Here is a 23,972-nt window from a genome sequence, read left to right on the forward strand (position 1 = left end):
CGCCCGGCCTTCGGCCCCGCCCGTGGCGCCAGTAGCCCTTGAGGCGTGCGCATGACGGAGACCCGCTGCTGGCCCGCTCCCCAGCGAGAGGTTTTGTGTTGAAGCATCCGCGCGTACCCACGCCTCGTTCCGTCCTCGCCGGCGCCGGTGTGGTGACCCTGGCCATCGCTCCCCTGCTCGCCCTGCAGAGCGCCCAGGCGCACACCGTCCGGGCCCCCGGGCCCCCGTCGGCCATCGCCGCCGCCGAACGGGCGGTGGCCATCAGCTCCTCGCTCGGTGCGGCCGGCGCGGGTTCCTACTACGACCCCGATCACCACAAGCTGGTGGTGAACGTGACCACCGAGGAGGCGGCCGGCAAGGCCCGGGCGGCCGGCGCCGAGGCGAGGATCGTCAAGCACTCCCTGGCGTCGCTGGACGCGGCCCGGGCGACCCTCAAGGAGCACGCCTCGATCCCCGGGACCTCCTGGGCCATGGACCCGAAGATCAACAAGGTGGTCGTCACCGCCGACCGCACCGTCCGGGGGGAGGATCTGGAGCGGCTCAAGGCGGTCGCCGGCTCGCTCGGCGACCGGGCGGTGATCCAGCTGTCGCCGGACACCATCGAGCCGCTGATCGCCGGCGGGGACGCCGTCTGGGGCGCCGCCGCGCGCTGTTCGCTCGGCTTCAACGTCGTCAAGGGCGGGCAGCCGTACTTCCTGACGGCCGGCCACTGCACGCACGCGGTGCCGAGCTGGTCCGCCACCCAGCAAGGCCCCCCGATCGCGATGTCGGAGGCGGGGAGCTTCCCCGGTGACGATTTCGGGATCGCGCGGTACACCGCCGCGGAGGTCGCGCACCCGAGCGAGGTGAACCTCTACAGCGGCGGGGCGCAGCACATCGTCCGGGCCGCCGACCCGATCGTGGGCCAGAAGGTGCAGCGCAGCGGCAGCACGAGCCATGTGCACGACGGGGAGGTCACCGCGCTCAATGTGACGGCCAACTACCAGGAGGGGACCGTCGAGGGACTGATCCAGACCTCGGTCTGTGCGGAGACCGGCGACAGCGGCGGTCCGCTCTTCGAGGGGGACACCGCGCTCGGCCTGACCTCCGGCGGCCGCGGCAGCTGCGCCGCGGGCGGGGTGAGCCTCTACCAGCCGGTGACCGAGGCCCTGGCGAAGACGGGGGCACGGATCGGCTGACGCGGCATTGTCCCGGCGGCCGACGGCGGCCGCCGGGACGGGGAGCCGGGGTGGCCGCCGGGACGCGGAGCCGAGCCGATCTCCCGGTGCCGGCTCAGATCTTCGCCGGCGGGCGGTTGCGGTGCCGGTGGGCGGCGGTGGCCTCCGCGAAGGCCCGGGCGAAGGCGTCGCCGTTCGCGGCGGCGGTCACCACGCCCTGGTCGCTCACCGGTTCCGCACCCCCGGAGGCGGTGCGCACCTGGTCCGGCAGCAGTTTCCTCAGCACCTCGATCCCGGAGCCCAGGGCGCCGATGGCCTTGCCGTGCCGGTAGGCGTCGAGCACGAAGCGGCGGGCGGCGCCGTCGGCCGCGGTGTCGCCGGCCCCGAGGCCGCCGTCGGGCAGCACCACCGCGTCGTAGAGCACGGAGGCCACGGTCGGCAGGGCGCGGTCCGCCGAGAGGCTGCCGGAGGCGCCGGAGACCTCCCCGTCCTGGGGCGCCAGGGCCTCGACGAAGGCGCCCTGCTCCCCCCACGCCTGCTTCAGTCCGCCGACCTGCCGCGCGTCCACGCCGTCCCTGACCAGGACCGCGATCTGGCGGCTGCGGATGGATCCGTCGCCCTTGAGGTTCTCGAGGCTCAGCGCGGGGGACGGGGTGGGCCGCGGGGTGTCGATGGCCTCCGGGGCGGGGAGGCCGAGGCCCTCGGCGACCTTGGAGGCCAGGGTGTGGTCGATGTGCGCCAGCTCTCCGACGGTGCGCTCGCGGACCTCCTTGGCGTTGACCTTGCCCAGTTCGAAGCGGAACGCGTCGATGATGTGCTGCTGTTCCCAATCGGCCATGCTGTGCCAGAACAGCGCCGCCTGGGTGTAGTGGTCGGTGAAGCTGGGGCTCCGCTTACGGATCTTCCGCCCGTCGACCCGCTCCGTCAGGTGCCGGAAGGCGGATTCGTCGGCGCCGGCGAGGGCCGGGCAGCCGCCGCCGAGGGAGTTCGGCGAGTAGCTGGTGCCCTGGTGGATCCGGCTCTGGTGGTAGCCGTCGCGCTGGTTGTTGCGGACCGGCGCGAGCGGCCGGTTGACCGGCAGCTGGGGGAAGTTGGGCCCGCCCAGCCGGATGAGCTGGGTGTCGAGGTACGAGAAGTTCCGGGCCTGGAGCAGCGGGTCGTTGGTGAAGTCGATGCCGGGCACGACGTTCGCGGTGTGGAAGGCGACCTGTTCGGTCTCCGCGAAGAAGTTGTCCGGGTTGCGGTTGAGCACCATCCGGCCGATGGGCCGTACCGGCACCAGCTCTTCGGGAATGATTTTGGTGGCGTCGAGGAGATCGAAGTCGAAGGAGTGCTCGTCCTCCTCCGGTACGAGCTGGACGCCGAGTTCGTATTCCGGGTATTCCCCGGCCTCGATCATGTCCCAGAGGTCGCGGCGGTTGAAGTCCGGGTCGCGGCCCATCGTTTCCTGGGCCTCGTCCCAGACCAGCGAGTGCACCCCGAGCTTGGGCTTCCAGTGGAATTTCACGAACGTGCCCTTGCCGGCCGCGTTCACGAAGCGGAAGGTGTGTACGCCGAAGCCCTGCATCATCCGGTAACTGCGCGGAATGGCCCGGTCCGACATCAGCCACATCATCATGTGGAGGGTTTCGGGCTGGAGCGAGACGAAATCCCACAGGGTGTCGTGCGCGGACGCCCCGGTGGGGATCTCGTTGTGCGGCTCCATCTTCACCGCGTGCACGAAGTCCGGGAACTTGATGCCGTCCTGGATGAAGAAGACCGGCATGTTGTTGCCGACCAGGTCGTAATTGCCTTCCGAGGTGTAGAACTTCGTGGCGAATCCACGGACGTCCCGCACGGTGTCCGCCGAACCGCGCGGGCCCTGGACCGTGGAGAACCGCACGAACACCGGTGTCTGCACGCCCGGGTCCTGGAGGAAGGCGGCCCGGGTGAACTCCGCGCAGGACTCGTACGGCTGGAAGTAGCCGTAGGCGCCGGCGCCCCGGGCGTGCACCACCCGCTCCGGGATCCGCTCGTGGTCGAAGCGGGTGAGCTTCTCCCGGAAGTGGAAGTCCTCCATCAGCGTCGGGCCGCGTTCACCCGCCTGCAGCGAATCGTCGGTGTGGTCGACGGTCACGCCCTGGTCGGTGGTCAGCGGACCGGCGGCAGGATCGTCCGCGAAATGCGCGCGGCGCTGCTCCTGTTTCTGGTCCGCCACCTCAGGCCGCCCTTCCCGCCTGGGCGAATTCCGCGACGAAACTGGCGCAGAACGCCTTGAGATCCGCCGGCTTACGGCTGGTGATCAGCGTGTTGTTGCCCGCCGTGCAGACCTTGACCTGTTCGTCCACCCAGGTGCCGCCGGCATTGCGGATATCGGTCTGCAGACTGGGCCAGGACGTCAGGGTGCGTCCCCGCACCACATCGGCCTCGATCAGCGTCCAGGGTGCGTGGCAGATGGCCGCCACCGGCCGGCCCCGGTCGAAGAAGCTCTTCACGAAGGCGACCGCGTTCTTGTCCATCCGCAGCGCATCGGGATTGGCGACGCCACCGGGCAGGACCAGGCCGCCGTACTCCGACACGTCGACCGCGTCCACCGTCCGGTCCACCGGAAAGGTGTCGGCCTTGTCGAGGTGGTTGAACGCCTGGATCCGGCCGGACTTGGTGGACACCAGGTGGGGAACGTCCCCCGAATCCAGAACCGCCTGCCAGGGGCCGGTCAGTTCGACCTGCTCCACACCCTCGGGCGCTACCAGGAATGCAATCTGCATGAGCCGTGGTTCCTTTCTTGCTGCGGTATCGAGGCCGCTGTCATGCGTGCGGTCGCGCCGGTCGTCGGCACAGGGCGCGGTGCGGCGGAGGCCGGGATCGCGCGCAGGACGAATTCCCGGTGCGCCCGGCCGCCCATGCCGGATCCGCCGCGATTAAGCCGGATGCGTCCCGCGGTAACCGAACGGCTCGCGGATGCCGCACGGCCGGTCCGTCCGGTCCCTGAGCCGGGTGCCCGGGGCGCGGCCGGTGAAACGGGGCGGCGGGGGTCCGCGGCCGCCGCCCGGCGCACATGCGCACGGCAACGCCTCCGGGTAGCGTCGGAGGGGCGACGCGCACGGGCCGCCGCGCGATGCGCCGGTCCCGCCGCGTCCGCACGCACGCCCCAGGAAGGGCTCTTCGTCGCCACGAAAGACGGGCGGCCGGAGCCCTCGTCATCACGGGCAACGGGCTCGACGAAAGGCTCCTCATGCGGGTGTTGCCGGCCGCTCCCTCGATCGAAGGGCTCACCGCCGTGGTCACCGGCGGCTCACGCGGACTGGGTCTGCTCATGGCCCGTCAGCTGCTGCGCCGGGACTGCGACGTCGTGCTGCTGGCACGGGACGCGGCCGAACTGGACCGGGCGGTCGGCAAGCTCGGCCGGCCGGGCGGCGGCGCGGTGCGCGGCATGGTGTGCGACGTGCGCGACGGCGCCGCGGTCCAGGAGCGGTTGGCGGAGATCGCGCGGGACAACGGCAGGCTGGACATCGTCATCGCCAATGCCGGCATCATCCAGGTCGGCCCGGCCGAAGCCCTCGGCGTGGAAGGGTTCCGGGACGCTCTGGACTCCATCTTCCACGGCGCCCTGAACACCGCGTTCGCCGCCCTGCCGCACCTCAGGCGCAGTCCGGCGGGCGGCCGGCTGGCGCTCGTCGGGTCGGTCGGCGGCCTGCTGGCGGTGCCGCACCTGCTGCCGTACTCGTGCGCCAAGTCGGCGGTCGCCGCGCTGGCCGAGGGGCTGCACGCGGAGGAGGCCGCGTACGGGGTCACCGTCACCGGGGTGCATCCCGGGCTGATGCGGACCGGATCGCATCTGCACGCGCGGTTCGGCGGCGACCGGCGCCGGGAGTACGCCTGGTTCCAGGCGCTGGCCGGCGCGCCCGTCCTGTCGATGAACGCCGAGCGGGCGGCGGAACGCATCGTCTCCGCGGTGCAGCGGCGGCGGCCCCGGATCGTGCTCACCCCGGCGGCCAAACTGGGCTCCGTGGCGCACGGCGTGGCGCCGGTGCTCACCACCCGGCTGGTGTCGGCGGTGGGCCGGGTGCTGCCCCGCGACGGTGGCACCGGTACGGCGGAGGGCTACCGGGTCGAGGCCGAGGAGCAGCCGCCCGCCCGCCGGTTGCGCAGCGTGCTGGGCGTGCTCAACGAGCGGGCGGCCGGCCGCTTCAACCAGCGGGGCTGAGGCTCCGGCGGGCCAGGTGTGGACGGTCGGCGAACGGGCACGAGCAGCCGTGGACCCGGACGGCCGACGGAAGGAGACCACCATGCTGTTGGCCCACCCCGCAGTGCTGCAGGGCATCGCCGACGAGTACCGGACGCTGGAGCTGCTGCACGCGGACCGCGGCACCGAAGGCGTGCGGCAGCGGATGGACGACCTCGCGTACACGCTGTGCATCTCCACCGGGACCCGCGATGTGGACGCGGCCCTGATCGCCGCCGACCACCGCCTGCCGGGCGCCCGCGTGGCGGACGACTCACTGCTGCCCGGGGCCTGAGGTCCGGCGGCAGTCGACACACACCTCGGCGTGCGGTACGGCCAACAGCCGGTCCCTGCCGAGCGGGCGGCCGCAGCGGGTGCAGGTCCCGAACGTGCTGCGGGCGAGCCGGTCCAGGGCGTCGAGGGTTTGCCGCAGGCGGACCCGGGCGCGTCGGTGCCGGTGCGCAGCTGCTCGATCGAGGCGGCCGTCGCACTGGCGTCGGCGGCGTCCAGCGCGCAGTCGGCGCGCAGACCGGCCGCGGTGCTCGCCGCCGCGGCCACTTCGTCGCGCAGCCGGGCGGCCTGCGCGGTGAGGCTGTCCCTGACCTCCGCGCGGTCGGTCGGCGAGAGCTCCGCGCGGGAGCCTTCGCGGGTGCCGGGCGGGCGGGCGGTCATCGCGGAGAGGTCCCCTAGGTGTGCGGTTCGCCGTGGCCCTTGCCCTCGTGCGGCTTCAGCTTCTCCATGGCCTGCTTCGCCTTGCGCCGAGCCATCTCGGTGAGCTTCATGGGCCTGTCGCGGCCGGTCGCGGGCGGGGCCCCGCCGGGCTCGGGGGGCGGCTGCGGAGGGCCGGCCGCGGGCGGCGGGTTGCTCGGCTCGTCGTGGGGTTCCCCAGGGGTTCCGGCGTGGTCCATCTCGGTCTCCCTTTCCTCTGCTCCCCCGAGCCCGTAGGGGCGCCCCGAGCAGGCCGCGCCCCTCCTCCTACTTCACCCCGACGGTCCCTCGCCCGCGACTCGGGGCAGCGAGCCGATGACGTCGGTGAGGTACGAGAACTCCTGCATCAGACGGGTCGCCTCGATGACGAGCACGCCGTAGGGACGGGTCGGGTCGGCCAGCGGCAGTCCGGCCCGCGCGGCCTGCTCGGCGAGCGCATCGCGGCATTCCCGGGCGCGCTCGGCCGCGGCGCCGAGGGCGCGGGCCTGGGCGGTCACCAGGTCCTCGTCCAGCCCGCTCAGGAGCTGGGTGAGCGTCGAGAGGGAGGCCAGGAAGTCCGCGTAGGCGCGCAGGAAGTCGCGGTAGCGGTAGTGGTCCTCGGCCTCCCGCCACTGGTCCAGGCTGCGCGCGAGCGAGGCGACGTGGTGCAGTGCGCGCTCCAGGGCCGCCAGCACCGACCGGTAGCCCTGGAAGCCGGTGCGGCCGCGGTGGCGGCCCAGCAGCCGGCGCGGGTTGTAGTAGAGGCTCTCCCGCGCGGTGCGCAGACCGGCCCTGGCCTGATCGATCAGCTCTCCGGTCTGTTCCGCGCGGGTGCGCCACCGCTGTGTGGCTTCGGTGTCCAGCCCGCCCTGCCGCAGGACCGGGTGCATGTCGGCGAACAGGTCGTCGAGGGTGCGGGCCAGGGCGCGCAGGGCGTATTCGGCGCTGCGGTAGCGCATCGGCGGGACGAGCGTGACGTTCACCGCGAGGCCCACGGCGCAGCCGATGAGGACGAGCAGGACGATCTGTCCGAGCTGGGCGGCCCGGTCGAGGTACGTGGTAGCGGAGGTGTAGGTCGCGAAGGCGAAGAAGGCCGCGGTGGCGACCTGGTTGCCCTGGCTGCCCAGGGCCGGCCACCGGCCGAGGGTGAGGGCGATCAGCGCGACCAGGGCGAACGTGGCGAGCTGGGGTCCGCCGGCGAACCCGAGCACCGCCTGCACCGCCACTCCGGCGACCACCGCGCCGATGTAGCGCAGGGACTGGTGCAGGGACTGATACACCGTCACCTGCATGATCAGTACCGCGGAGAACGGCGCGAAGGCCGGTGAGCGGGCGTGCAGGAGGTGGTAGGAGATCAGCCAGGCGAGGGTGGCGGCCACGGTGCTCTTCCCGATGAGCAACACCGTGTGCCGTTCGTGGCCGTCGTAGGACCGGGCCCGCTGCCACCACGTCGCCGTACGGGCGGCCCGGCCGCGTCCCGTCGTCCGCTCCCCCGGGTCACCGGCCATCCCGAAGCTCCTCTCCGCCGTCCGTCCCGCACCTCGAGCCTCTCCCGAAAGCCGGTACCCGGCACGGGCCGCGGCACCCGTCCCGCCGCCCCGGTCGGCGCGGCGGCGGGTGCCGGGCGAAGGACGTGCGGACCAGGCCGCGCACGGCGGGGACCGACCACGCCGGGCCCAGCGCGCGGACCAGCGCGTTCCGGTCCCGGACGGTCGTCGGACCGGCGGTCTGCAACCGCGGTGCGAAGGCGGCGTGGTCGGTGCACACGGCGTGCCCGGTGTGCCGGATCTGCCGCCGGCGGGTGCGGCCGTGCGGGTGGGCGAGCAGGCGGACCAGGGAACGGGCCGGCTCCTCCCGGCCGGGGAAGCCGTCGGTGCCCACGGGGAACAGCGGCCGGTCCACGGGCGTGGCGGGCCACCGTCCGGTCGGCCCGCCCCGAGCGGGTCCGCCCCGAGATGAAGCGGGTGGACGCCACGGTGCCCGGGCCGCCCCGCCGGGGATCCGCGGGCTGCCAGGGGGTGCGGCGGCAGGAGCAGCCGCACCGCGGGGGCCGGACGGCTAGGCGGCCGTGGGGCAGGGTGCCGGGGCCGGGCCGGTGGCGGCGCGCCGGCGGGACTGCAGCAGGCCCCCGGCGGCGACCGCACCGGCGATGATCAGGCCGCCGGCCACCAGGGCGCCGCGGGCGCCGGCCAGTTCCATGAGGAAGCCGAGCAACGGCGGGCCGACCAGGCCCCAGCCCGTGCTGGCGCTGCGCCACACCCCCAGCACCCGGCCGCGCATGTGGGCCGGCGGGTCGGTCTGCAGGACCGTGGTGCCGGCGGTGTCGGAGATCGACTCGACCACGGACATCGGCAGGACCAGGACGAGCAGGACGATCAGGGACGGGGAGAAGCCCGCGACGATCTGCAGCAGCGCACCGGCCGCGGCCAGCGCACCGACCAGGGCGACGGTGGGTTTGCGGAGGCGGGCGGCGAGCACCGCGCCGAGGATGCCGCCGACCGCCAGGACGGTGGAGACCGTGCCGAAGGCGGCCGCGCCGGCGCCCAGCGGGCCGGTGACCAGTACGGCCAGGGTCAGCTGGTAGTTGCGGCCGAAGATGGCGCTCAGGCCGGTGACGGCCGCCAGGGCCACCAGTCGCGGCCTGCGGAGGAAGAAGGCCAGCCCGTCGCGGGCGCCGGTGCCGGCTTCGGGTTCCGGCTCCGCGGCCGGTGCGGCGGGGGCGGCGGCCGCGCCGTCCGGCGTCCCGGCGGGCCGGCGCAGTGCCGCGCTCACCGGGCGCAGGAAGGGGATGACCGCGGCGACGAAGAGGAACGACAGGCCGTTGGCCGCGTAGGCGGCTCCGGTACCGAGGACGCCCACGGAGAGGCCCGCCAGGGCGGTGCCGCCCAGCCGTCCGACACTGTGCACCAGCGATCCGACGGCGATGGCCGACGGAACGTCCTCGGTGGGGACCAGATCGTTGCCCAGCAGGGCGCAGGCCGGGCCGTCGACGGTGGCGATCAGGCCGGTGACGCCGGCCAGCGCCAGCAGGATGCCGTAGTTGAGCTGGTCGAACGCGATCAGCGCGGCCGTCGTGAAGGCGATCGCACCGAGGACGGCCTGGCTGACCGCGGCGGTGACCTTCCGGGGCCAGCGGTCGACGGCGGCGCCGCCCACCAGGCCCATGAGCAGCCCGGGCCCCGCCTGGACGGAGAGCGAGAGACCGGTGGCCGCGGCCGAGCCGGTCAGCTGCAGGACCAGGAGGTTCTGCACGGTGAGCTGCATCCAGGTGCCGGCGTTGGACACCAGGTTGGCGAACGACCACCAGCGCATGCTGCGGTAGCGCAGCGAGCGCCACGGGGCGTGGTCGCCCTTCCGGCCCCCTGTCGGGCCCTTGGCGGCGCCGAGGGCACGGCGGGGTGCGGGGAAGCGCACGGCGCGCGGCGCGCGGCCGTACGGCCGGGCGTGCGCGGAATCGGTGGCGGACTCGGGCGGGGGCGCCTGCGCCGGGATGCGGGCAGGGGCGAGAGCGGGAGAAGGCACAGCGGCAGAGACTTTGTGAAGAGCCCGTCAGGCTCGGGAAGCGGGTCGGCGGGCGCGGGGCACGCACCACTGCGTGCGCGGCGTCCGTACCGAGGTCTGTCGGTGCTGGGCTCAGGCCGGGCCGTCCGTGACGACTCCTTGCGGGCCAGCGATGTCACATCTTCACAGATCGGCCGGGACGCCCGGAAGCCGGCGCGGGGTCCGCGGGGCCGCGCACGGCCGGCGACCGGCCTCGGCCGGTGTCATCTCCCTTGTCCGGCACGGGAGATGACGGCCGGGGCGGGCGTGAGTGTGGTTGCTCACAGGGCGGTTCGCGGTCTGTGGGCCAGGTCTCATTCCCCGTCCGCGAGCAGCGTGCGGACGGCGTCCTCCACGGGCCCGCGGCCGGCGTCCTGCGCGTCCTGTGTGTCGGGCTGGTAGACCTCGTCACCCATGGCTTCGTCGGACATTCCGCGCACCCTTCGTCGTCACCGGTTCCGTCGCTCCCCCTGCGGATGCCCGGCACCGGGGGAGCAGAACCGGCATACCGGGTGGGGCGCCGGATGCGGGGCCGCGGCGGCGGCGCGGTGGCGCCCGGGCAGGTGACGGGCGACAAGTCGCGGGGGCGCGGCCGCACCCCCACATTGGAGGAAGCCCGCCCGGCGTCCGCGAAGGAGGCGTCCCATGCCCTCGGCCCGTCCGCGCTCCTGCCCGCCACCCGACGGTCACGATCCCGGCCCGCGGATCCTGGTGCTCCGGGCGCTCGGGCTGGGCGATCTGCTGACCGCGGTCCCCGCGCTGCGCGCGCTGCGCACCGCCCGTCCGGACCACACCCTCGTCCTGGCGGCGCCCCGGCGGCTGGCGGAGGCGGCCGCGGCGACCGGCGTGGTCGACCGGCTGCTGCCCACGGCGGCGCCCGGCCGGGAGGTCCCGCGGACCCTCGACTGGCCCGGCCCGCCCCCGGACCTCGCGGTGGACCTGCACGGCAACGGCCCGGCCAGCCACGGCCTCCTGCGGGCGCTGCGGCCCGCCCGGCTCTTCGGGTACGCCCGTCCGGCCACCCCGGAGCTCGCCGGCCCGGCCTGGCGGGAGGACGAGCACGAGCGGGACCGCTGGTGCCGGCTGCTCACCTGGTACGGACTGCCGGCCGATCCGGCCGACCTCGGCATCGCCGCCCCGGCGCTCCCCTCGCCGGCCCCCGCGGCGGTGGTGGTGCATCCCGGCGCGGACGCCGCGGCCCGGTGCTGGCCGGCGGAACGGTTCGCGGCGGTGGCCGCGGCCCTGCACCGCGCCGGGCACCGGGTCGTGGTCACGGCGGGGAAGGGCGAGGGGCCGCTCGCCCGGCGGGTCGCGGAGCAGGCCCGGCTGCCGGGGGCTGCGGTGCTGGGCGGAGCCGCGGACCTGCCGTTCGCCGAGCTCGCGGCGCTGGTCGCCCAGGCCCGCGCGGTGCTCGTCGGGGACACCGGGCTGGCGCATCTGGCCAGCGCGCTGGGCACGCCGTCGGTGGTGCTGTTCGGTCCGGTCGCCCCCCGGCTGTGGGGCCCGCCGGGCACGGACCGGCACCGCGTCCTGTGGCATCCGGACCCCGACGACCGGCCGCGCCCCGGCGATGCGCACGGCGACCGGCCCGACGACCGGCTGCTGCGGATCACCGTCGACGAGGTGCTCGCCGCGGTCGACGCGCTGCCGCTCCCCGGCCGGCCGCCCTCCGTCATGGCCCCGGCGCGATGACCGGCCCGCTGCGCGCCCTGGTCACCGGCTGGTTCAGCTTCCTGCACGGCGAGGTGACGGCCGGCGACGCGCTCGCCGCCGAGGCCGTGCAGCGGGCGCTCGACGGGGCCGGTGTCCCGTACGACACCGCGTGGTCCCCGGCGTTCCGGCCGGACGCGCTCCACCTGGCGCACGCCGACCCGGCCCGCTACACCCATCTGCTGTTCGTCTGCGGCCCGGTGCACTCCCGTCGGCCCCCGGACGGCGCGGAGAGTCCTCTCACGGCGCTGCACGACCGGTTCGCCCGGTGCCGCCGGATCGCGGTCGGGGTGTCGGTCGTGGACCCGGCCGATCCGGCGGTGCGCCGGTTCGACGAGGTGCTCCCCCGGGACGCCCCCGGGCGGCCCGCCGCCGCGGTGGACCTCAGCCTGTCCGCTGCGGCGCCGGGCCCCCTCCCGCTGGTCGGGGTGATGCTCACCGGCGGCCAGCACGAATACGGCGACCGCCGGCGGCATCACGAGGTGTCCGACGCCCTCGCCGGGTGGCTGGGCGCCGCCGGGGTGGCCCGGCTCCCGATGGACACCCGGCTGGACACCCGGGACTGGCGCCTTCCGGCGACCCCGCAGGAGGTGCAGGCGGTGCTCGCCCGGCTGGACGCGGTGGTGACGACCCGGCTGCACGGGCTCGCGCTCGCGCTGCGCGCCGGGACGCCGGTGCTGGCCGTGGACCCGGTCGAGGGCGGTGCGAAGGTCAGCGCCCAGGCGGCGGCGCTCGGCTGGCCGGCGGTGCTGCGCCCGGAGGAGGTCCGTCCGGCGGAGCTCGACCGGCTGCTCGCCTGGTGCCTGTCCCCCGCCGGCCGGGCCCGGGCCGCCACGTACCCGGAGCACCGGCCGGACGGCGGACTGCTGGGCATGCTGGTCGACCGGCTGCGCGGGGCGGCCGGGGCGGGAGCGGAGCGGCCCGGCGCGGGTCAGCCGCGGTAGGACCGGGCCGTGGACGCCCGCTGCGGTGCCTCCAGCAGGCGCATCCGCCGCTCGATCTCCGGTGGCAGCCGCCGCCGTTCCCGCACCACCCAGGGCAGCCCGGCGGCGGCCTCGGCGAAGGCGGCCAGCGACACGGCGTCCCGCGGGACGGTCGCGGCCAGCGAGGCCGTGCGGCGCACCGCGCCGGGCAGCGGGCGGCGCAGCCAGGTGAACCAGAGGGTGTTGCGGATGCCCTGCCGGCGGCGGAGGGCGGGGTCTCGGTGCGGCGAGGCGCGGTGATGGGCCGTCAGATGGTCGGCGTACGTCAGCCACCAGCCGGCCACCGCGAGATCGGCGGCCAGCAGCTCCTCCTCACCCCCGAGCACCAGCCGCGGCGAGAAGCCGCCCGCGGCGCGGAAGGCGTCGGTGCGCAGCACGGTCGCGGCGGCGAGGAACGAGCCCAGTGCCGGGCCGGGCAGCCACTTCGGGGCGGGCAGCGGCGACTGCCGGAGCTCCTGGACGATGGGGTCCTCGTACGGCTCCTGGGGGGTGTCCGTGGGGGCCGGGCCGTCCGGGTGCGGATGGGCCAGGATGCGGGCGGTCACGGCGCCCAGGTGGCGGTGGGCGTCCAGCAGGTCGGCCGCGCCGGCCAGCGAACCGGGCTGCCACCAGGAGTCGTCGTCGCAGAACGCGAGGTAGGGCGTGGTGGCGGTGCGTGCGGCCAGATTGCGGCCGACCGCGCCGAGGTTGCGGTCGAGGGCGATCAGCCGGGCCGGGAGCGGGTGGCGGCGCACGGCCGGGGCGGTGCCGTCCGTCGAGTGGTTGTCGACGATGACGACCGGTGGCCGCTCGGGGAGTTCGGCCAGCCGGTCGAGGGTGTGCACCAGGTCGCGCCTGCGGTTGTGGGTGATGACGATGACGGTGGTGCGGGGGTCGGTCACGGCGGGCTCCCTCGGCCGGGTGGCCGCGTCACGGGCGGGCTTCGAGGACCTGCAGGCGGCGTTCGACCCGCGGCGGCAGCCGGCGGCGGCGCGCCAGTGCGGCCGGCAGCCGGCGGGCCGTCTCGGACAGCGCGCGCCGGGCGTCCGGATCGTCGAGGCTGTCCAGCGCCAGCCGTACGGTGTGGGTGAGCGCATGGCGGTAGGGGCGGCGCAGCCAGGCGGCGAGCACCGCGTTGCGCCGTACCCGTACGGTGCGGCCCGGCCGGGGGGTGCCGTCCGGGCCGTCGGGCTGGTGCCGGGCGATCAGCTCGGGGCAGTAGGCGACGCCCCACCCGCCGGCCTCCAGGTCCATGGCGAGCAGTGATTCCTCGGCGCCGAAGTGCAGTACGGGGTGGAAGCCGCCCACCGCCAGGAAGGCCGTCCGGCGCACCACCGCGGCGCAGGCCAGGAAGCCGAGCACGGAGGGTCCGGGGAGGTCGGGTTCCCGGCCCAGGGGGGAGGCGGCGAGGGCGGCGTTGAGCGGGTCGCGGGCACCGGCGGGGCCGATCAGGGTGCTGGCCGCGGCGAGGCCGAGCCGGGGGTGGTGGTCGAAGAGGTCGGCGGCGCGGGCCAGGGCGCCCGGCTCCCACCACGAGTCGTCGTCGCTGAAGGCCACGTAGGGGGTGGTCAGGACCGCGGCTCCGTAAGTGCGGCCGACCGCGCCGAGGTTGCGGCCCGCGGTGAGTACGTGCACGGCGGGGTGGTGGGTGCGGACCGCCTGCGGGGTGCCGTCGGAGGAGCCGTTGTCCACGACGACGACCGGTGGCCGCTCGGGGAGGCCGGCCAGCCGGTCGAGGGTGCGGGCCAGACTGTGCCACCGGTTGCGGGTGATGACCACGACGCCGACCCGGGGTGTGGTCCGCGGCGTCATGAGCGGGCCCTGGGCCGGCCGGTGGCCGAGCGGGCGGCGCGCCGTGCCAGCGCGGTGGTGGAGCGGCCGTCCAGGTAGGGCAGGACCAGCGCTTGGCCGCCCCATTCCTGGACGGTGGCGGCCTCGGGCAGGGTGTCGACGGTGTAGTCGCCGCCCTTGACCCAGACGTCCGGACGCAGCCGGCGCAGCAGGTTCACCGGGGAGTCCTCGTCGAAGACCGCGACCGCGTCGACGCAGCCCAGGCCGGTCAGCACCCGCATCCGGTCGTCGAGGCGGGTGAGCGGGCGGCCCGGGCCCTTGAGCCGGGTGACCGACGCGTCGGAGTTGAGGCAGACGACGAGGCAGTCGCCGATCCGCCGGGCGCTCTCCAGGAGCCCGACGTGTCCGGCGTGCAGCAGGTCGAAGCAGCCGCCGGTGGCGATCACGGTGCCGCCGCGGGCCCGTACCGAGCGGGCCAGCGCGAACGGATCGGCGTCCCGCGGCGGGGTGCGGTCCGCGGGCGGCGGGCCGTCCCACAGCGCCCGGCTGCCGGCGCCGCCGGCGGCGACGAAGGAGGTGGCCTCGGTGACGGCGAGCTGCACGGCTTCCTCGGGCAGCGCGCCGTCGGCGAGCGCGGCGGCCGCGGTGGCGGCGAAGCAGTCGCCGGCCCCGCAGGGGTCGCCGGTGGCCCGGTACGGGGCGGGCACCAGCATCGGGGAGTCGCCGCCGGCCCTGGCCAGCAGCGCGCCGCGGGCGCCGAGCGTCACCGCGACGGCGGCCGCGCGCCAGTGGGCGGCCAGCCGGCTGCCGCGCGCCGCGTCGGCGTGCAGGGACCGGGCGTCGTCGCCGGTCAGCGTCCGGGCCTCGGCCGCGTTGGGGGTCACCAGCCGCGCACCGGGGACCGGCCGGCCGCCCCTGGGGTGCGGGTCCCACACCAGTGGCCCGCGGCGCGCGGCGTCGGCGAGCCGCCCGGCGACCGCCCGGGCGGTGCCGCGGCCGTAGTCGGCGACCAGGACGGCCCGCGCCGCGTCGAGCGCGGCGGCCGCGTCGGGACCGGCCTCGCCCGGCGTGCCGCCCCCTCGGTCGAAGCGCACCAGGGGCCGGCCGCCGGCCAGCACCCGGGTCTTCTCGGGCAGGGTGCCGGTCAGCGGGAGCTCCACCAGGCGCAGCAGCGGGCGGAGTTGGCGGCGTACCTCCTCGCTCGCCGGGTCGTCGCCCAGGGCCGTCAGCAGGGTGACCTCGCGGCCGGCCCGGGCGGCGAGCGCGGCGGCCAGCCCGGCCCCGCCCGGCCGGCTGCGGTCGTCGGCCACCTCCACGACCGGGGCGGGCGCGTCCGGTGCCAGCCGGGTGGCGTCGCCCGCCAGGTCCCGGTCCAGCAGGACGTCGCCGACGACGAGCAGCGGCTGACGGGAGCTCATACCGCGCCGTCCGGGCTGATGCCGGGCTCGTCCGCGGACAGGGCGACGGCGGCCTCGGGGCCGACCGCGTCGAAGTTCTCGCAGAGGATGTGCAGCGCGATCAGATGCGCCTCCTGGACGGTGGCGGTGCTGGACGATTCGATGCACAGCGCTTCGTCGGCCGCGTCGGCCAGCGGGTTGGGCCGCGGACCGGTCAGCGCCCACACCCGCAGTCCGGCCTTGCGCGCGGTGTCGGCGGCGGCGAGCAGGTTGTCGCTGCGGCCCGAGGTGGACAGCAGCACCAGGATGTCGCCGGGCCGGCCGTGGGCCGCGACCTGCCGGGCGAAGACCTGGTCGAAGCCGTAGTCGTTGCCGATCGCGGTGACGCTGGAGGTCTCCGCGTGCAGGGCGACGGCGGAGTAGGCGGGACGTTCCTGCTGGTAGCGGCCGACCAGTTCGGCCGTCAGGTGCTGGGCCTGGGCCGCGCTGCCGCCGTTGCCCGCCGCGAGCAGCCGGCCGCCCAGCGGCAGTACGGCGCTGAGGTGGGAGGCCCACTGCGCGAGCTGGTGCAGACTGTGCCGGCGCAGATGGCCCAGCGCCTCCTGGAGGGACTGGCAGTGCTGGTGTGCGCTCTCAAGGGGATGGCTCATGTCGATCGGGCCGCTCCGTGCGTGAAACCGGCGGCGGTCGGGGCCCGCACCTCCTTCAAAAGTCCGCAGTCGGGAGCCGGCCGGGTCGGCCGGGGCCGGAAAGCGTCGTCCCGGTTGGTTGACGGTTCGTCAGACGGCCTCCGGCACGGTCGGCCGGTGCGCGAGCAGCCCGCGGTAGACGGTCTCGGTGGCCGCCGCGACGGTGTCCCAGCCGTAGCGGGCCAGGACCCGGCGGCGGCCCGCGGCACCGCAGGCGGCCCGGTGTTCGGGGTCGGCGAGGAGTTCGCCGACGGCCCGGGCGAGGGCGCCCGGGTCGCGGGGCGGGACCAGCCGTCCCGAGACGGTGTCGACGACGGTGTCCAGCTGGCCGCCGACGGCGGTGGCGACCACCGGGGTGCCGCAGGCCATGGCCTCCAGGGGCACGATCCCGAACGGTTCGTAGTCCGCCGGGCACAGCACCACGTCGGCGGCGCGCAGCAGCGGCGGGACGTCCTCGCACGGCACCCCGCCGGTGAAGCGGACCCGGTCGGCCACCCCGGCCGCCCGGGCGAGCGCCCGCAGCCGGCGGACCTCGGGATCCTGGTCGAGCTCGGCGGCGGGCGGGCCGCCGGCGATGACGAGGTGGGCGTCGGGCAGCCGGGACAGCGCGGAGACGGACAGCGCGGCTCCCTTGCGGGGCACCAGTCTGCCGAGTTGCAGCAGCAGATGGCGTACCGGGCCGCGGTCGGCGACCGGCCCGTGCGGGCTGAACGCGGTGGCGTCCACCCCGCACGGCACCACGCTGACCTTGCGGGACGGGATACCCATCCGCATCAGTTCGGTGACCTCGTCGCGGCAGGTGGCGATCACCTGGTCGCAGCCGTCGCCGACCTCGGCCTCGGAGGGGATGCGGCTGGCCGGGCTGGTGTCGCTGTCCTTCTGGTGGCGCCGCTTGACGGTGCCCAGCGCGTGGTACGTGTGGGCCAGCGGCAGGTCCAGCTTCCGGGTGGCCTGCAGGGCGGCGAGTCCGGACATCCAGAAGTGCGAGTGCACGACGTCCGGCGGCCCGAGTGCCCAGTCCTCGGTCAGCAGCCGGCCGAACTCCGGGATGAACGGCAGGAGTTCGTCCTTGGGCAGGTGGCACGGCGGGCCCGCGGCGAGGTGCCGGACGGTCACCCCCGGTCGCAGGCCGACCTGGTCGGGCGGGTCGGGTGCGTCCCTGCGGGTGTACACGGTGACCCGGTGGCCGCGGTCGGCGAGCGCACCGGCCAGCCGCGCCACGTGGACGTTCTGGCCGCCGGCGTCCACACCGCCGAGGACCGCGAGCGGGCTGGCGTGCTCGGAGACCAGCGCGATGGACAGAGGGGGGGCGGTGCCGCGGGCGGTCATGCGAGTACCTCCGTGATCAGGCTTTCCCAGTCGTGGAGAAAGCGCTTGAGCCCGTACCGGCCGAGTGCGGCCTGCCGGGCCCGGGCGCCGTCCTCGGCGGCGGCTTCCGGTTCGGCCAGGTAGGTGCGGACGGCGCGGGCGAGGATCTCGGGACGGTTGGAGAGCGTGCCGGCGCCGGGGGGCACCGCCTCGACGGCCTCCGTCGTCGCCAGCGCCACCACCGGCATTCCCAGGTGCATGGCCTCCAGCAGGGACAGGCCGAGCGAGGTCCAGCGCACGGGATGCAGGTACACCCGCCGCTCGGCCATGGCGGTGTGCAGCTCCGCCTGCGGGAGGTCGACCGTGCGGCAGGCGTCCGGGGAGAGGCCGAGGTGGCCGGCGAGTCCCTCGGTGCCCATGCCGAAGACGTCGAGCGGGGCGGCCCCGGCCAGTGCCGGCAGCAGGTCGGTGCCGACGGTCCGCCCGCGGCGGAGCGGCTCGTTGACGACGACGGCGGCGCGCGGGAGCCGGCCGGTGTAGCGGTGGCCGGGGTCGACGATGCCGTGCTCGATCACGGCGGTGCGGGTCCGGCCGCTGTCCCAGAACAGCCGGTTGAAGTGGGTGACGTGGACCAGCACCAGGTCGTCGCGGTCGGCGTACGGGTGCCGGGTGTGCGGTACGGCGCCGTCGGGGGCGTTGTGCTCCAGGTAGACGGCGGGCAGGTCCCGGCCCGGGCGGCGGCCGCCGAGCCAGGACGCGGCGAGTTCCGCCTCGTGCGGCCGCTGCAGGACGACCAGGTCGACGGGGGTCTCGCGGAGCTGTGCGGGGGTCTTCTCCTGCACCGAGCCGGGCCAGGGGAAGGTACGGGCCCGGCCCCGCCCGTCGGGTCCGCGGTCGGGGGTGACCGGCACCAGGTAGGTGTGCGGGCCCTGGACGAACGCGGTGGTCCAGGAGCCGTGCACATGCCACAGCAGGATGTTCATACGGTCGCCCCTCGCTCGTCGTCGGTCGGTGTCCGTGGCGCGCCGGCCCCCGGTGCCCGGCCGTCCGCGCGGCCCGGTGCGGCCGGCACCGCCGCACCCCGGCCCCTCGTCACCCGGGCCAGCGCGCCCAGCAGTTCGGCGTCCGTCACCCCGTCGAGGCAGGGGTGCCCGGGCACCGGGCAGCTCCGGGCGCGGCTGTCCGCGCAGGGCGCCTGCTGGTCGCCGAGCAGGACGTGCGGGACGCCGTAGGGGGCCCACCGTTCGGCGGGGACCACCGGGGCGAAGAGGGAGACGACGGGGGTGCCCACCGCGGCGGCCAGGTGTGCCGGGCCGGTGTTGCCGACGACCGCGGCCCGGGCACCGGCGAGGACCCCGGCGAGCTGGTGCAGATCGGTGCGGCCGCCGAGGTCCAGTGCGTGGTCGCCGGCCACGGCGGCGGTCAGCCGGCGTTCGTCGGGGCCGCCGGTGACGACCACGCGGTGGCCGGCCGCCGCCAGTGCGGCCGCGGCGCGGGCGGCCCGGTCGGCGCTCCAGGCCCGGGCCGGCACCGCCGCACCGGGGTGCAGCACCACGTACGGGTCGCGGCCGGTGAGCCGCGTGGTGGCGGGCGGCGGCAGGATCTCCAGGGCTCCCCCGTCGCCGGACGGCAGGGCGTATCCGGCGGCCTCGGCGAGGTCCAGCGCGGCCTCGGCCTCGTGGCGGTGCGGCGCCCGCCGGTGCCGGAGGTCCAGCAGCGCGCCCGGGTAGTCCGGGCTGTCCGCGGCGGTCCAGATGCCGCCGGCCATCTTGAGCAGCAGCGCGACCGGCAGCGGGCTCTGGTGGTAGGAGACGAGGATCAGCGCCCGGTCGAACCGGCCCGCGGCCAGGGCGTCGACCAGCGCGTCGGTGGTGGCCCGGCTGACCGGCGGGGGCCGCAGGCCGACCCACGGCGCGTCGTGGACCAGCACCTCGTCGACGCCGGGCAGCAGGTGCGCGGCGCGCTCGCCGGTGGGGCCGCAGAGCAGCGCGGTGTGGGACGAGCCGGCCGCCACGGCCCGTAGGGCGGGCCCGGCGAGCAGCACGTCGCCGGCGCTGTCCAGCCGGACGACGAGGGTGCGCGGCGCGGCGCTCATCGCGCCGGCTCCGCACTGATCGGCCGGCCCAGCAACTGCCGTACGGCGTCCGGGAGATCGGCCGCCCGGCAGGGTGCGGCGGCGATCTCCTCGGGGCGGGTGACGGGGGTCGGTACGAGCACGCCTCGGGCGCCCGCGGCGCGGGCCGCGCCCAGGTCGGCGCCGATGTCCCCGACGACGGCGGTGTCCTCGGGTGCGACGCCGAGCCGGCGGCAGGCGGCGAGCACCAGGCCGGGTGCCGGTTTGCGGCAGCCACAGCCGTCCGCGGGCCCGTGCGGGCACACCGCCCAGACGGCGAACGGCCCCAGCAGTTCTTCCACCCGGCGCTGCACGGCCTCGACCTGGCTGCGGGTGAGCAGGCCGCGGGCCACGCCGGACTGGTTGCTGACCACGCCCACCGGGATGCCGAGGCCGCGCAGCGCGTCCAGTGCGGCGCGGGCCCCGGGCATCGGCGCGACCCGTGCCGGGTCGCCGTTGTAGGGCACGTCGGCGACCAGCGTCCCGTCCCGGTCGAAGAGCACCGCGGCGGGCCGCACCGGTGCGGGCGCGGCGGGGCACGGCCCCCCGGCGTAGAGCCAGGGACCGCCGGTCCGCTCCGGGGCGGCCACGGTCATACCCGTTCCGGGGCCGGCCGGGGCGGGACGTCGGGCGCGGGGTGTGCGCCGCCCCAGGGGTCCACCGGAGCGATGCGGCGGTGGCGGAGCAGGCCGCGCAGCCAGTGCGCGGTGGCGGTGGGCGGGATCAGGACGCTGGTCAGCGCCATGGTCCGGGTCTCCTCCCGGGTACGCGGCCCGGGTGCGATCCTGGCCCAGGCGAACTCGGCGGTCCCGGCGAGCCACAGGGCGGCCAGCGCCGCCGCGGCGCCCCGTTTGCCGGCCGCGCCGCACAGCAGCGCGCCGGCGGCCGCCGCGGTCACCGCGAGGTGTCCGGGGAGCCGGCCGCGCGGGGCGTGGGCGCGGCGCCACCAGCTCCGGCCGTGCCGGCGGGTCATCAGGACGTCGTCGGCGTTGCCGGCCTGGAGCCGTACCGAGACCCAGCGGTCGGCGGGGCGGACCGGGTGGGTGGTGCGGCGGCGACCCTCGGCCAGTGTCCAGCCGGTCGTCAGGACCCGCAGGGCCAGGTCCGCGTCCTCCCGGAAGGCGCGCCGGAAGCGTTCGTCGAAGCCCCCGACGCATTCCAGGGCGGCCCGGCGGTAGGCCATGTCGGCGGTGATCCAGCGGGAGGTGGCCAGTCCGGCGGTGTTGCGTTCCCAGTCGGTGGGTTCGCGTCCGGACGGCAGCGGCACGTCGATCCGGGCCGAGACGCCGGCGGTGCGCGGGGTGGCGGCGGCGAGGTCGGCGGCCAGTTCCCTCGCCCAGGCGGGGCCGGGGAGCACGTCGTCGTCGAGGAAGACGATCCAGGGGGTGCCGCCGGCCGTCCGCCAGCCGGTGTTGCGGGCGGCGGCCGGGCCGCGGGCGCAGCCGGGCACGGTCACGGTGCGGTCGCGCAGCGCCTGGGGGATGTCGGCGGGCAGCGGTGTGCAGTCGTCGAGGGGGCGGTCGTCGACGAGGATCACGCGGCGCGGCGGGGGGCCGTCGGCGGCGGCGAGCGCGGCCAGGCAGGCGGTCAGGCTGGGCCGGCCGAGCGTGGGGATCACGACGGTGTAGTCGGTGGACCGGTCGCCCGGGGCGGACGGGGCGGTCATCGGGGGGCCTCCGCTGTGTGCGGGGCGTGCTGCCCGGCGGCGAGGAAGGTGCGGCGGCGGACCGCGAACGGGCCGATGGCCAGCAGGTCGACGGGGGTGGAGCCGAAGCACTCCAGGGCGTCGCGGGGGTCGTCGACCATGGGCCGGCCGGCCGTGTTGAGGCTGGTGTTGACCAGGACGGGCAGGCCGGTGAGCCGTTCGAACTCGGTCAGCATCCGGGCCACGAGCGGTTCGGCGGCCGGGTCGACGGTCTGGATCCGGGCGGTGCCGTCCACGTGGACCACGGCGGGGATGCGGTCCCGCCACTCGGGGGCCACGTCGTGGACGAACAGCATGTAGGGGCTGGGGAGCGGGCCGTCGAAGATGTCCGCCGCGCGGTCGGCGAGCACCATGGGGGCGACCGGCCGGAACTGCTCGCGGCCCTTGACGTCGTTGAGCCGCTCCAGGTTGGCCAAGTGGCCGGGGTGGGCCAGCAGGGAACGGTGTCCGAGGGCCCGCGGTCCGTATTCGGCGCGGCCCTGGAACCACGCGACGACCGCGTCGTCCGCGAGGGCCTCGGCGACGGTCCGGGCGATGTCGGCGGGGCGGTCGTAGGGGACGGCGGCGGTCCGGAGCCAGGTTTCGAGTTCGGCGTCGGTCCAGTCGCGGCCGAGGGCGGCGCCGGGCATGGGCAGCGGTTCCTCGCCCGCGTCGGCGCCGATCAGCAGGGCGGAGCCGAGCGCGGTGCCCGCGTCGCCGGCCGCCGGCTGGACCCAGACCCGGCCGAACGGGCCCTCCCGGGCGATCCGCGCGTTGGCGACGCAGTTGAGGGCGACGCCGCCGGCGAGGGTCAGTACGTCGTCGTGGGTGCGGCCGTGCAGCCAGCGGACCAGGTCCAGGAGGGTCTCCTCCAGGCAGGTCTGGGCGCTGGCGGCGAGGTCGGCGTGGTCCTGGTTCCAGGGCTCGTCCGGGCGGCGCGGGGCGCACAGTTCGTGCCAGGGCACGCCGGTGGCGTGGAAGCCGCCGTCCCCGGTCGGGTGGATGTGGCGGCGGAGTTCGGCCAGCATCCGGGGCCTGCCGTACGAGGCGAGGGCCATGACCTTGAACTCGTCGGAGGAGCGCAGGAATCCGAGGTGCTCGGTCAGTTCCTCGTAGACCAGGCCGAGCGAATGCGGCAGTTCCTGGCCGTACAGCGGCTCCAGTTTGCCCTGGACGCGGTGGGCGGCCAGGTGGGAGGTGGCCTCGCCGCGGCCGTCGAGGACCAGGACGGAGCAGGTGTCGGCGTCCGGTGCGGCGAAGGCGCCGGACGCGGCGTGCGCCATGTGGTGCGGTACGAACCGCACCGCGTCGGGGTCGAGGCCGGGCAGCGCCTGGGCGAGGAAGCCGGGTGCCTCGCGGGCGTAGGTCAGGCGCAGGTGGTCCCAGGGGTCGTGCAGGCCCATCTGGGCGGCGGGCCGGGCCAGTCGGGGGTCGAAGGAGTAGGCGACCGCGTCGATGTCCTGGGGGCGCAGGCCGGCGTAGTCCAGGCACCAGCGGGCGGCCTGCTCGGGCAGTTCCCAGGCGGAGAACGGCACCGGCCGTTTGCCGTGCTTGCGCCGGGAGAACCTCTCCTCCTCCGCCGCGGCCACCGTGATGCCGTCGATGACGAGTGCGGCGGCGGGGTCGTGGAAGAGTGCGTTGATTCCAAGGATGCGCATCACGGTTCGCGGGCCTTTCCTTCGTCCGGGGGCGGCGGTTCGGTCTCCGGGGCTCCGGCGGGCTCAGGGCGTCTGCCGCTCCCGGAACCACGCGATGGTGCGGGCCAGGCCGTCCCGTGGCGGCACCCGGGGTTCCCACTGGAGCTTGCCGCGGGCCATGGTGATGTCCGGGCAGCGCACCGCCGGGTCGTCGGTGGGCCGGTCGATGAACCGGACGGAGGACCGGGAACCGGTCAACTCGATGACGAGCCGGGCGAGTTCGAGCATGCTGATCTCGGCCGGGTTGCCCAGGTTCACCGGCCCGCGCAGGTCGGAAGCGGCGGCCGCGAGGATGCCGCGCACGGTGTCGTCGACGTAGCACAGCGAGCGGGTCTGGCAGCCGTCGCCGGTGACCGTGAGGGGATCGCCGGCCAGTGCCTGGCGGATGAAGGTGGGCACCGCGCGGCCGTCGTGGCCGCGCATGCGGGGGCCGTAGGTGTTGAAGAGCCGGACGATGCCGGTGTCGGTGCCGTGCGTCCCGGCCTCCGCGGTGGTGAGGGCCTCACCGAAGCGCTTGGCCTCGTCGTAGACGCTGCGGGGGCCGACGGGGTTGACGTTGCCCCAGTAGTCCTCGCTCTGCGGGTGCTGCTGCGGGTCGCCGTAGACCTCGGAGGTGGACGCCAGCAGGAAGCGGGCGCCGTTCGCCCGGGCCAGGGCGAGCATGTTGCGGGTGCCCAGGCTGCCGGTCTCCAGGGTGTGCAGCGGGAGTTTGAGGTAGTCGACGGGCGACGCCGGGGACGCGAAGTGCAGCACCAGATCGGGCTCCGCGTCGAGGTGGACCGGCTCGGTGACATTCGCCTCGACGACCGTGAACGCGGGGTGGTCACGCAGCGCGGATATGTTCTCCGGCCGTCCGGTGCTGAAATCGTCGATGCATATGACGGCGGTTCCCCGCGCCACCAATTCGGTGCAGAGATGGGACCCGACGAAACCCGCGCCACCGGTCACCACCGCGCGCTGCCAATTCCGCGAAAGTGCCGTGTCCATGGGACTCCTCAAGGCTGGTCCGAAGTCGTCGGGTTCCTCGATCAGC

Annotated in this window: 23 protein-coding genes; 5 read left to right on the top strand and 18 right to left on the bottom strand. The window is 75.8% G+C overall.

Going from position 1 to position 23,972, the window contains the following annotated elements:
- The first annotated feature begins 98 nt into the window (after window positions 1-98).
- On the top strand, window positions 99-1,178 hold the full coding sequence (locus ACZ7MX_RS33860; RefSeq protein WP_472137777.1) for a S1 family peptidase: 1,080 nt from the start codon (window positions 99-101) through the stop codon (window positions 1,176-1,178).
- Between the two features lie 94 nt (window positions 1,179-1,272).
- Here ACZ7MX_RS33860 and ACZ7MX_RS33865 read toward each other — a convergent pair whose 3' ends face one another.
- Both ACZ7MX_RS33865 and ACZ7MX_RS33870 read right to left on the bottom strand, forming a co-directional pair.
- Window positions 1,273-3,354, bottom strand: a complete 2,082-nt coding sequence (locus ACZ7MX_RS33865; RefSeq protein WP_472137778.1) for a catalase — start codon at window positions 3,352-3,354, stop codon at window positions 1,273-1,275.
- A 1-nt stretch (window position 3,355) separates the two neighbouring features.
- Window positions 3,356-3,904: a type 1 glutamine amidotransferase domain-containing protein gene (locus tag ACZ7MX_RS33870; RefSeq protein ID WP_472137780.1), complete on the bottom strand. Its 549-nt coding sequence runs from the start codon at window positions 3,902-3,904 to the stop codon at window positions 3,356-3,358.
- Window positions 3,905-4,371: 467 nt separating this feature from the next.
- Between ACZ7MX_RS33870 and ACZ7MX_RS33875 the strand changes: the two genes are divergently transcribed.
- Window positions 4,372-5,343 carry an SDR family NAD(P)-dependent oxidoreductase gene (locus ACZ7MX_RS33875; RefSeq protein WP_472137782.1) on the top strand — a complete coding sequence of 324 codons (972 nt, stop codon included), beginning with the start codon at window positions 4,372-4,374 and terminating at the stop codon, window positions 5,341-5,343.
- A gap of 82 nt (window positions 5,344-5,425) precedes the next feature.
- Window positions 5,426-5,656 carry a DUF5133 domain-containing protein gene (locus ACZ7MX_RS33880; protein ID WP_472137784.1) on the top strand — a complete coding sequence of 77 codons (231 nt, stop codon included), beginning with the start codon at window positions 5,426-5,428 and terminating at the stop codon, window positions 5,654-5,656.
- On the opposite strand, the gene ACZ7MX_RS33885 is transcribed toward ACZ7MX_RS33880, so the two are convergent.
- From ACZ7MX_RS33885 to ACZ7MX_RS33905, 5 genes are all read right to left on the bottom strand, one after another.
- The gene (locus tag ACZ7MX_RS33885; RefSeq protein WP_472137974.1) at window positions 5,636-5,878 is read right to left on the bottom strand and encodes a TraR/DksA family transcriptional regulator; all 243 of its coding nucleotides are present in this window, start codon (window positions 5,876-5,878) and stop codon (window positions 5,636-5,638) included. The genes ACZ7MX_RS33880 and ACZ7MX_RS33885 overlap by 21 nt on opposite strands.
- A 169-nt stretch (window positions 5,879-6,047) precedes the next feature.
- Window positions 6,048-6,269, bottom strand: coding sequence for a hypothetical protein (locus ACZ7MX_RS33890; protein ID WP_472137786.1), 222 nt, complete (start codon window positions 6,267-6,269; stop codon window positions 6,048-6,050).
- A gap of 72 nt (window positions 6,270-6,341) precedes the next feature.
- Window positions 6,342-7,556 carry an FUSC family protein gene (locus ACZ7MX_RS33895; protein ID WP_472137788.1) on the bottom strand — a complete coding sequence of 405 codons (1,215 nt, stop codon included), beginning with the start codon at window positions 7,554-7,556 and terminating at the stop codon, window positions 6,342-6,344.
- Window positions 7,546-7,950, bottom strand: a complete 405-nt coding sequence (locus ACZ7MX_RS33900; protein WP_472137790.1) for a hypothetical protein — start codon at window positions 7,948-7,950, stop codon at window positions 7,546-7,548. The genes ACZ7MX_RS33895 and ACZ7MX_RS33900 overlap by 11 nt, the downstream gene beginning before the upstream one ends.
- A 156-nt stretch (window positions 7,951-8,106) precedes the next feature.
- Window positions 8,107-9,360, bottom strand: coding sequence for an MFS transporter (locus ACZ7MX_RS33905; protein ID WP_472137976.1), 1,254 nt, complete (start codon window positions 9,358-9,360; stop codon window positions 8,107-8,109).
- A gap of 873 nt (window positions 9,361-10,233) precedes the next feature.
- On the opposite strand from ACZ7MX_RS33905, the gene ACZ7MX_RS33910 reads away from it, so the two are divergent.
- Together ACZ7MX_RS33910 and ACZ7MX_RS33915 are read left to right on the top strand one after the other, a co-directional pair.
- The gene (locus ACZ7MX_RS33910; RefSeq protein ID WP_472137792.1) at window positions 10,234-11,280 is read left to right on the top strand and encodes a glycosyltransferase family 9 protein; all 1,047 of its coding nucleotides are present in this window, start codon (window positions 10,234-10,236) and stop codon (window positions 11,278-11,280) included.
- The gene (locus ACZ7MX_RS33915; protein WP_472137794.1) at window positions 11,277-12,242 is read left to right on the top strand and encodes a polysaccharide pyruvyl transferase family protein; all 966 of its coding nucleotides are present in this window, start codon (window positions 11,277-11,279) and stop codon (window positions 12,240-12,242) included. Before ACZ7MX_RS33910 ends, ACZ7MX_RS33915 begins: the two co-directional genes overlap by 4 nt.
- Here the strand turns inward: ACZ7MX_RS33915 and ACZ7MX_RS33920 are convergent.
- The 11 genes from ACZ7MX_RS33920 to ACZ7MX_RS33970 all read right to left on the bottom strand — a co-directional run bounded on the left by ACZ7MX_RS33920 (window position 12,230) and on the right by ACZ7MX_RS33970 (window position 23,926).
- Complete coding sequence (locus tag ACZ7MX_RS33920) at window positions 12,230-13,162, bottom strand: glycosyltransferase family 2 protein (RefSeq protein WP_472137796.1); 933 nt, start codon at window positions 13,160-13,162, stop codon at window positions 12,230-12,232. The genes ACZ7MX_RS33915 and ACZ7MX_RS33920 overlap by 13 nt on opposite strands.
- A gap of 28 nt (window positions 13,163-13,190) precedes the next feature.
- Window positions 13,191-14,072 carry a glycosyltransferase family 2 protein gene (locus tag ACZ7MX_RS33925; protein WP_472137798.1) on the bottom strand — a complete coding sequence of 294 codons (882 nt, stop codon included), beginning with the start codon at window positions 14,070-14,072 and terminating at the stop codon, window positions 13,191-13,193.
- Window positions 14,069-15,469: a D-glycero-beta-D-manno-heptose 1-phosphate adenylyltransferase gene (rfaE2, locus tag ACZ7MX_RS33930; RefSeq protein WP_472137800.1), complete on the bottom strand. Its 1,401-nt coding sequence runs from the start codon at window positions 15,467-15,469 to the stop codon at window positions 14,069-14,071. Before rfaE2 ends, ACZ7MX_RS33925 begins: the two co-directional genes overlap by 4 nt.
- Window positions 15,466-16,098 carry a D-sedoheptulose-7-phosphate isomerase gene (locus ACZ7MX_RS33935; protein WP_472137801.1) on the bottom strand — a complete coding sequence of 211 codons (633 nt, stop codon included), beginning with the start codon at window positions 16,096-16,098 and terminating at the stop codon, window positions 15,466-15,468. The genes rfaE2 and ACZ7MX_RS33935 overlap by 4 nt, the downstream gene beginning before the upstream one ends.
- Before the next feature lie 129 nt (window positions 16,099-16,227).
- Complete coding sequence (locus tag ACZ7MX_RS33940; RefSeq protein WP_472137802.1) at window positions 16,228-17,466, bottom strand: glycosyltransferase; 1,239 nt, start codon at window positions 17,464-17,466, stop codon at window positions 16,228-16,230.
- Window positions 17,463-18,428: a glycosyltransferase gene (locus ACZ7MX_RS33945; RefSeq protein WP_472137803.1), complete on the bottom strand. Its 966-nt coding sequence runs from the start codon at window positions 18,426-18,428 to the stop codon at window positions 17,463-17,465. Before ACZ7MX_RS33945 ends, ACZ7MX_RS33940 begins: the two co-directional genes overlap by 4 nt.
- Window positions 18,425-19,540, bottom strand: a complete 1,116-nt coding sequence (locus ACZ7MX_RS33950; RefSeq protein ID WP_472137805.1) for a glycosyltransferase family 9 protein — start codon at window positions 19,538-19,540, stop codon at window positions 18,425-18,427. Before ACZ7MX_RS33950 ends, ACZ7MX_RS33945 begins: the two co-directional genes overlap by 4 nt.
- Window positions 19,537-20,154 carry a D-glycero-alpha-D-manno-heptose-1,7-bisphosphate 7-phosphatase gene (locus ACZ7MX_RS33955; protein WP_472137807.1) on the bottom strand — a complete coding sequence of 206 codons (618 nt, stop codon included), beginning with the start codon at window positions 20,152-20,154 and terminating at the stop codon, window positions 19,537-19,539. Before ACZ7MX_RS33955 ends, ACZ7MX_RS33950 begins: the two co-directional genes overlap by 4 nt.
- Complete coding sequence (locus ACZ7MX_RS33960) at window positions 20,151-21,224, bottom strand: glycosyltransferase family 2 protein (protein WP_472137809.1); 1,074 nt, start codon at window positions 21,222-21,224, stop codon at window positions 20,151-20,153. Before ACZ7MX_RS33960 ends, ACZ7MX_RS33955 begins: the two co-directional genes overlap by 4 nt.
- Window positions 21,221-22,900 (bottom strand): carbamoyltransferase family protein, encoded by a 1,680-nt coding sequence (locus tag ACZ7MX_RS33965; protein WP_472137978.1) that lies wholly within the window; start codon window positions 22,898-22,900, stop codon window positions 21,221-21,223. Before ACZ7MX_RS33965 ends, ACZ7MX_RS33960 begins: the two co-directional genes overlap by 4 nt.
- Window positions 22,901-22,963: 63 nt before the next feature.
- The gene (locus ACZ7MX_RS33970) at window positions 22,964-23,926 is read right to left on the bottom strand and encodes a UDP-glucuronic acid decarboxylase family protein (RefSeq protein WP_472137810.1); all 963 of its coding nucleotides are present in this window, start codon (window positions 23,924-23,926) and stop codon (window positions 22,964-22,966) included.
- Between the last annotated feature and the right edge of the window lie 46 nt (window positions 23,927-23,972).

This window comes from Streptomyces sp. NPDC107765 (assembly GCF_055657085.1).

Bases quoted from the DNA above. Each gene is read 5' to 3' on its own strand.
- ACZ7MX_RS33870 (WP_472137780.1), bottom strand. From the start codon at position 3,904: ATGCAGATTGCATTCCTGGTAGCGCCCGAGGGTGTGGAGCAGGTCGAA.
- ACZ7MX_RS33875 (WP_472137782.1), top strand. From the start codon at position 4,372: ATGCGGGTGTTGCCGGCCGCTCCCTCGATCGAAGGGCTCACCGCCGTG.
- ACZ7MX_RS33880 (WP_472137784.1), top strand. From the start codon at position 5,426: ATGCTGTTGGCCCACCCCGCAGTGCTGCAGGGCATCGCCGACGAGTAC.
- ACZ7MX_RS33890 (WP_472137786.1), bottom strand. From the start codon at position 6,269: ATGGACCACGCCGGAACCCCTGGGGAACCCCACGACGAGCCGAGCAAC.
- ACZ7MX_RS33895 (WP_472137788.1), bottom strand. From the start codon at position 7,556: ATGGCCGGTGACCCGGGGGAGCGGACGACGGGACGCGGCCGGGCCGCC.
- ACZ7MX_RS33905 (WP_472137976.1), bottom strand. From the start codon at position 9,360: ATGCGCTGGTGGTCGTTCGCCAACCTGGTGTCCAACGCCGGCACCTGG.
- ACZ7MX_RS33910 (WP_472137792.1), top strand. From the start codon at position 10,234: ATGCCCTCGGCCCGTCCGCGCTCCTGCCCGCCACCCGACGGTCACGAT.
- ACZ7MX_RS33915 (WP_472137794.1), top strand. From the start codon at position 11,277: ATGACCGGCCCGCTGCGCGCCCTGGTCACCGGCTGGTTCAGCTTCCTG.
- ACZ7MX_RS33925 (WP_472137798.1), bottom strand. From the start codon at position 14,072: ATGACGCCGCGGACCACACCCCGGGTCGGCGTCGTGGTCATCACCCGC.
- rfaE2 (WP_472137800.1), bottom strand. From the start codon at position 15,469: ATGAGCTCCCGTCAGCCGCTGCTCGTCGTCGGCGACGTCCTGCTGGAC.
- ACZ7MX_RS33935 (WP_472137801.1), bottom strand. From the start codon at position 16,098: ATGAGCCATCCCCTTGAGAGCGCACACCAGCACTGCCAGTCCCTCCAG.
- ACZ7MX_RS33940 (WP_472137802.1), bottom strand. From the start codon at position 17,466: ATGACCGCCCGCGGCACCGCCCCCCCTCTGTCCATCGCGCTGGTCTCC.
- ACZ7MX_RS33945 (WP_472137803.1), bottom strand. From the start codon at position 18,428: ATGAACATCCTGCTGTGGCATGTGCACGGCTCCTGGACCACCGCGTTC.
- ACZ7MX_RS33950 (WP_472137805.1), bottom strand. From the start codon at position 19,540: ATGAGCGCCGCGCCGCGCACCCTCGTCGTCCGGCTGGACAGCGCCGGC.
- ACZ7MX_RS33955 (WP_472137807.1), bottom strand. From the start codon at position 20,154: ATGACCGTGGCCGCCCCGGAGCGGACCGGCGGTCCCTGGCTCTACGCC.
- ACZ7MX_RS33960 (WP_472137809.1), bottom strand. From the start codon at position 21,224: ATGACCGCCCCGTCCGCCCCGGGCGACCGGTCCACCGACTACACCGTC.
- ACZ7MX_RS33965 (WP_472137978.1), bottom strand. From the start codon at position 22,900: ATGCGCATCCTTGGAATCAACGCACTCTTCCACGACCCCGCCGCCGCA.
- ACZ7MX_RS33970 (WP_472137810.1), bottom strand. From the start codon at position 23,926: ATGGACACGGCACTTTCGCGGAATTGGCAGCGCGCGGTGGTGACCGGT.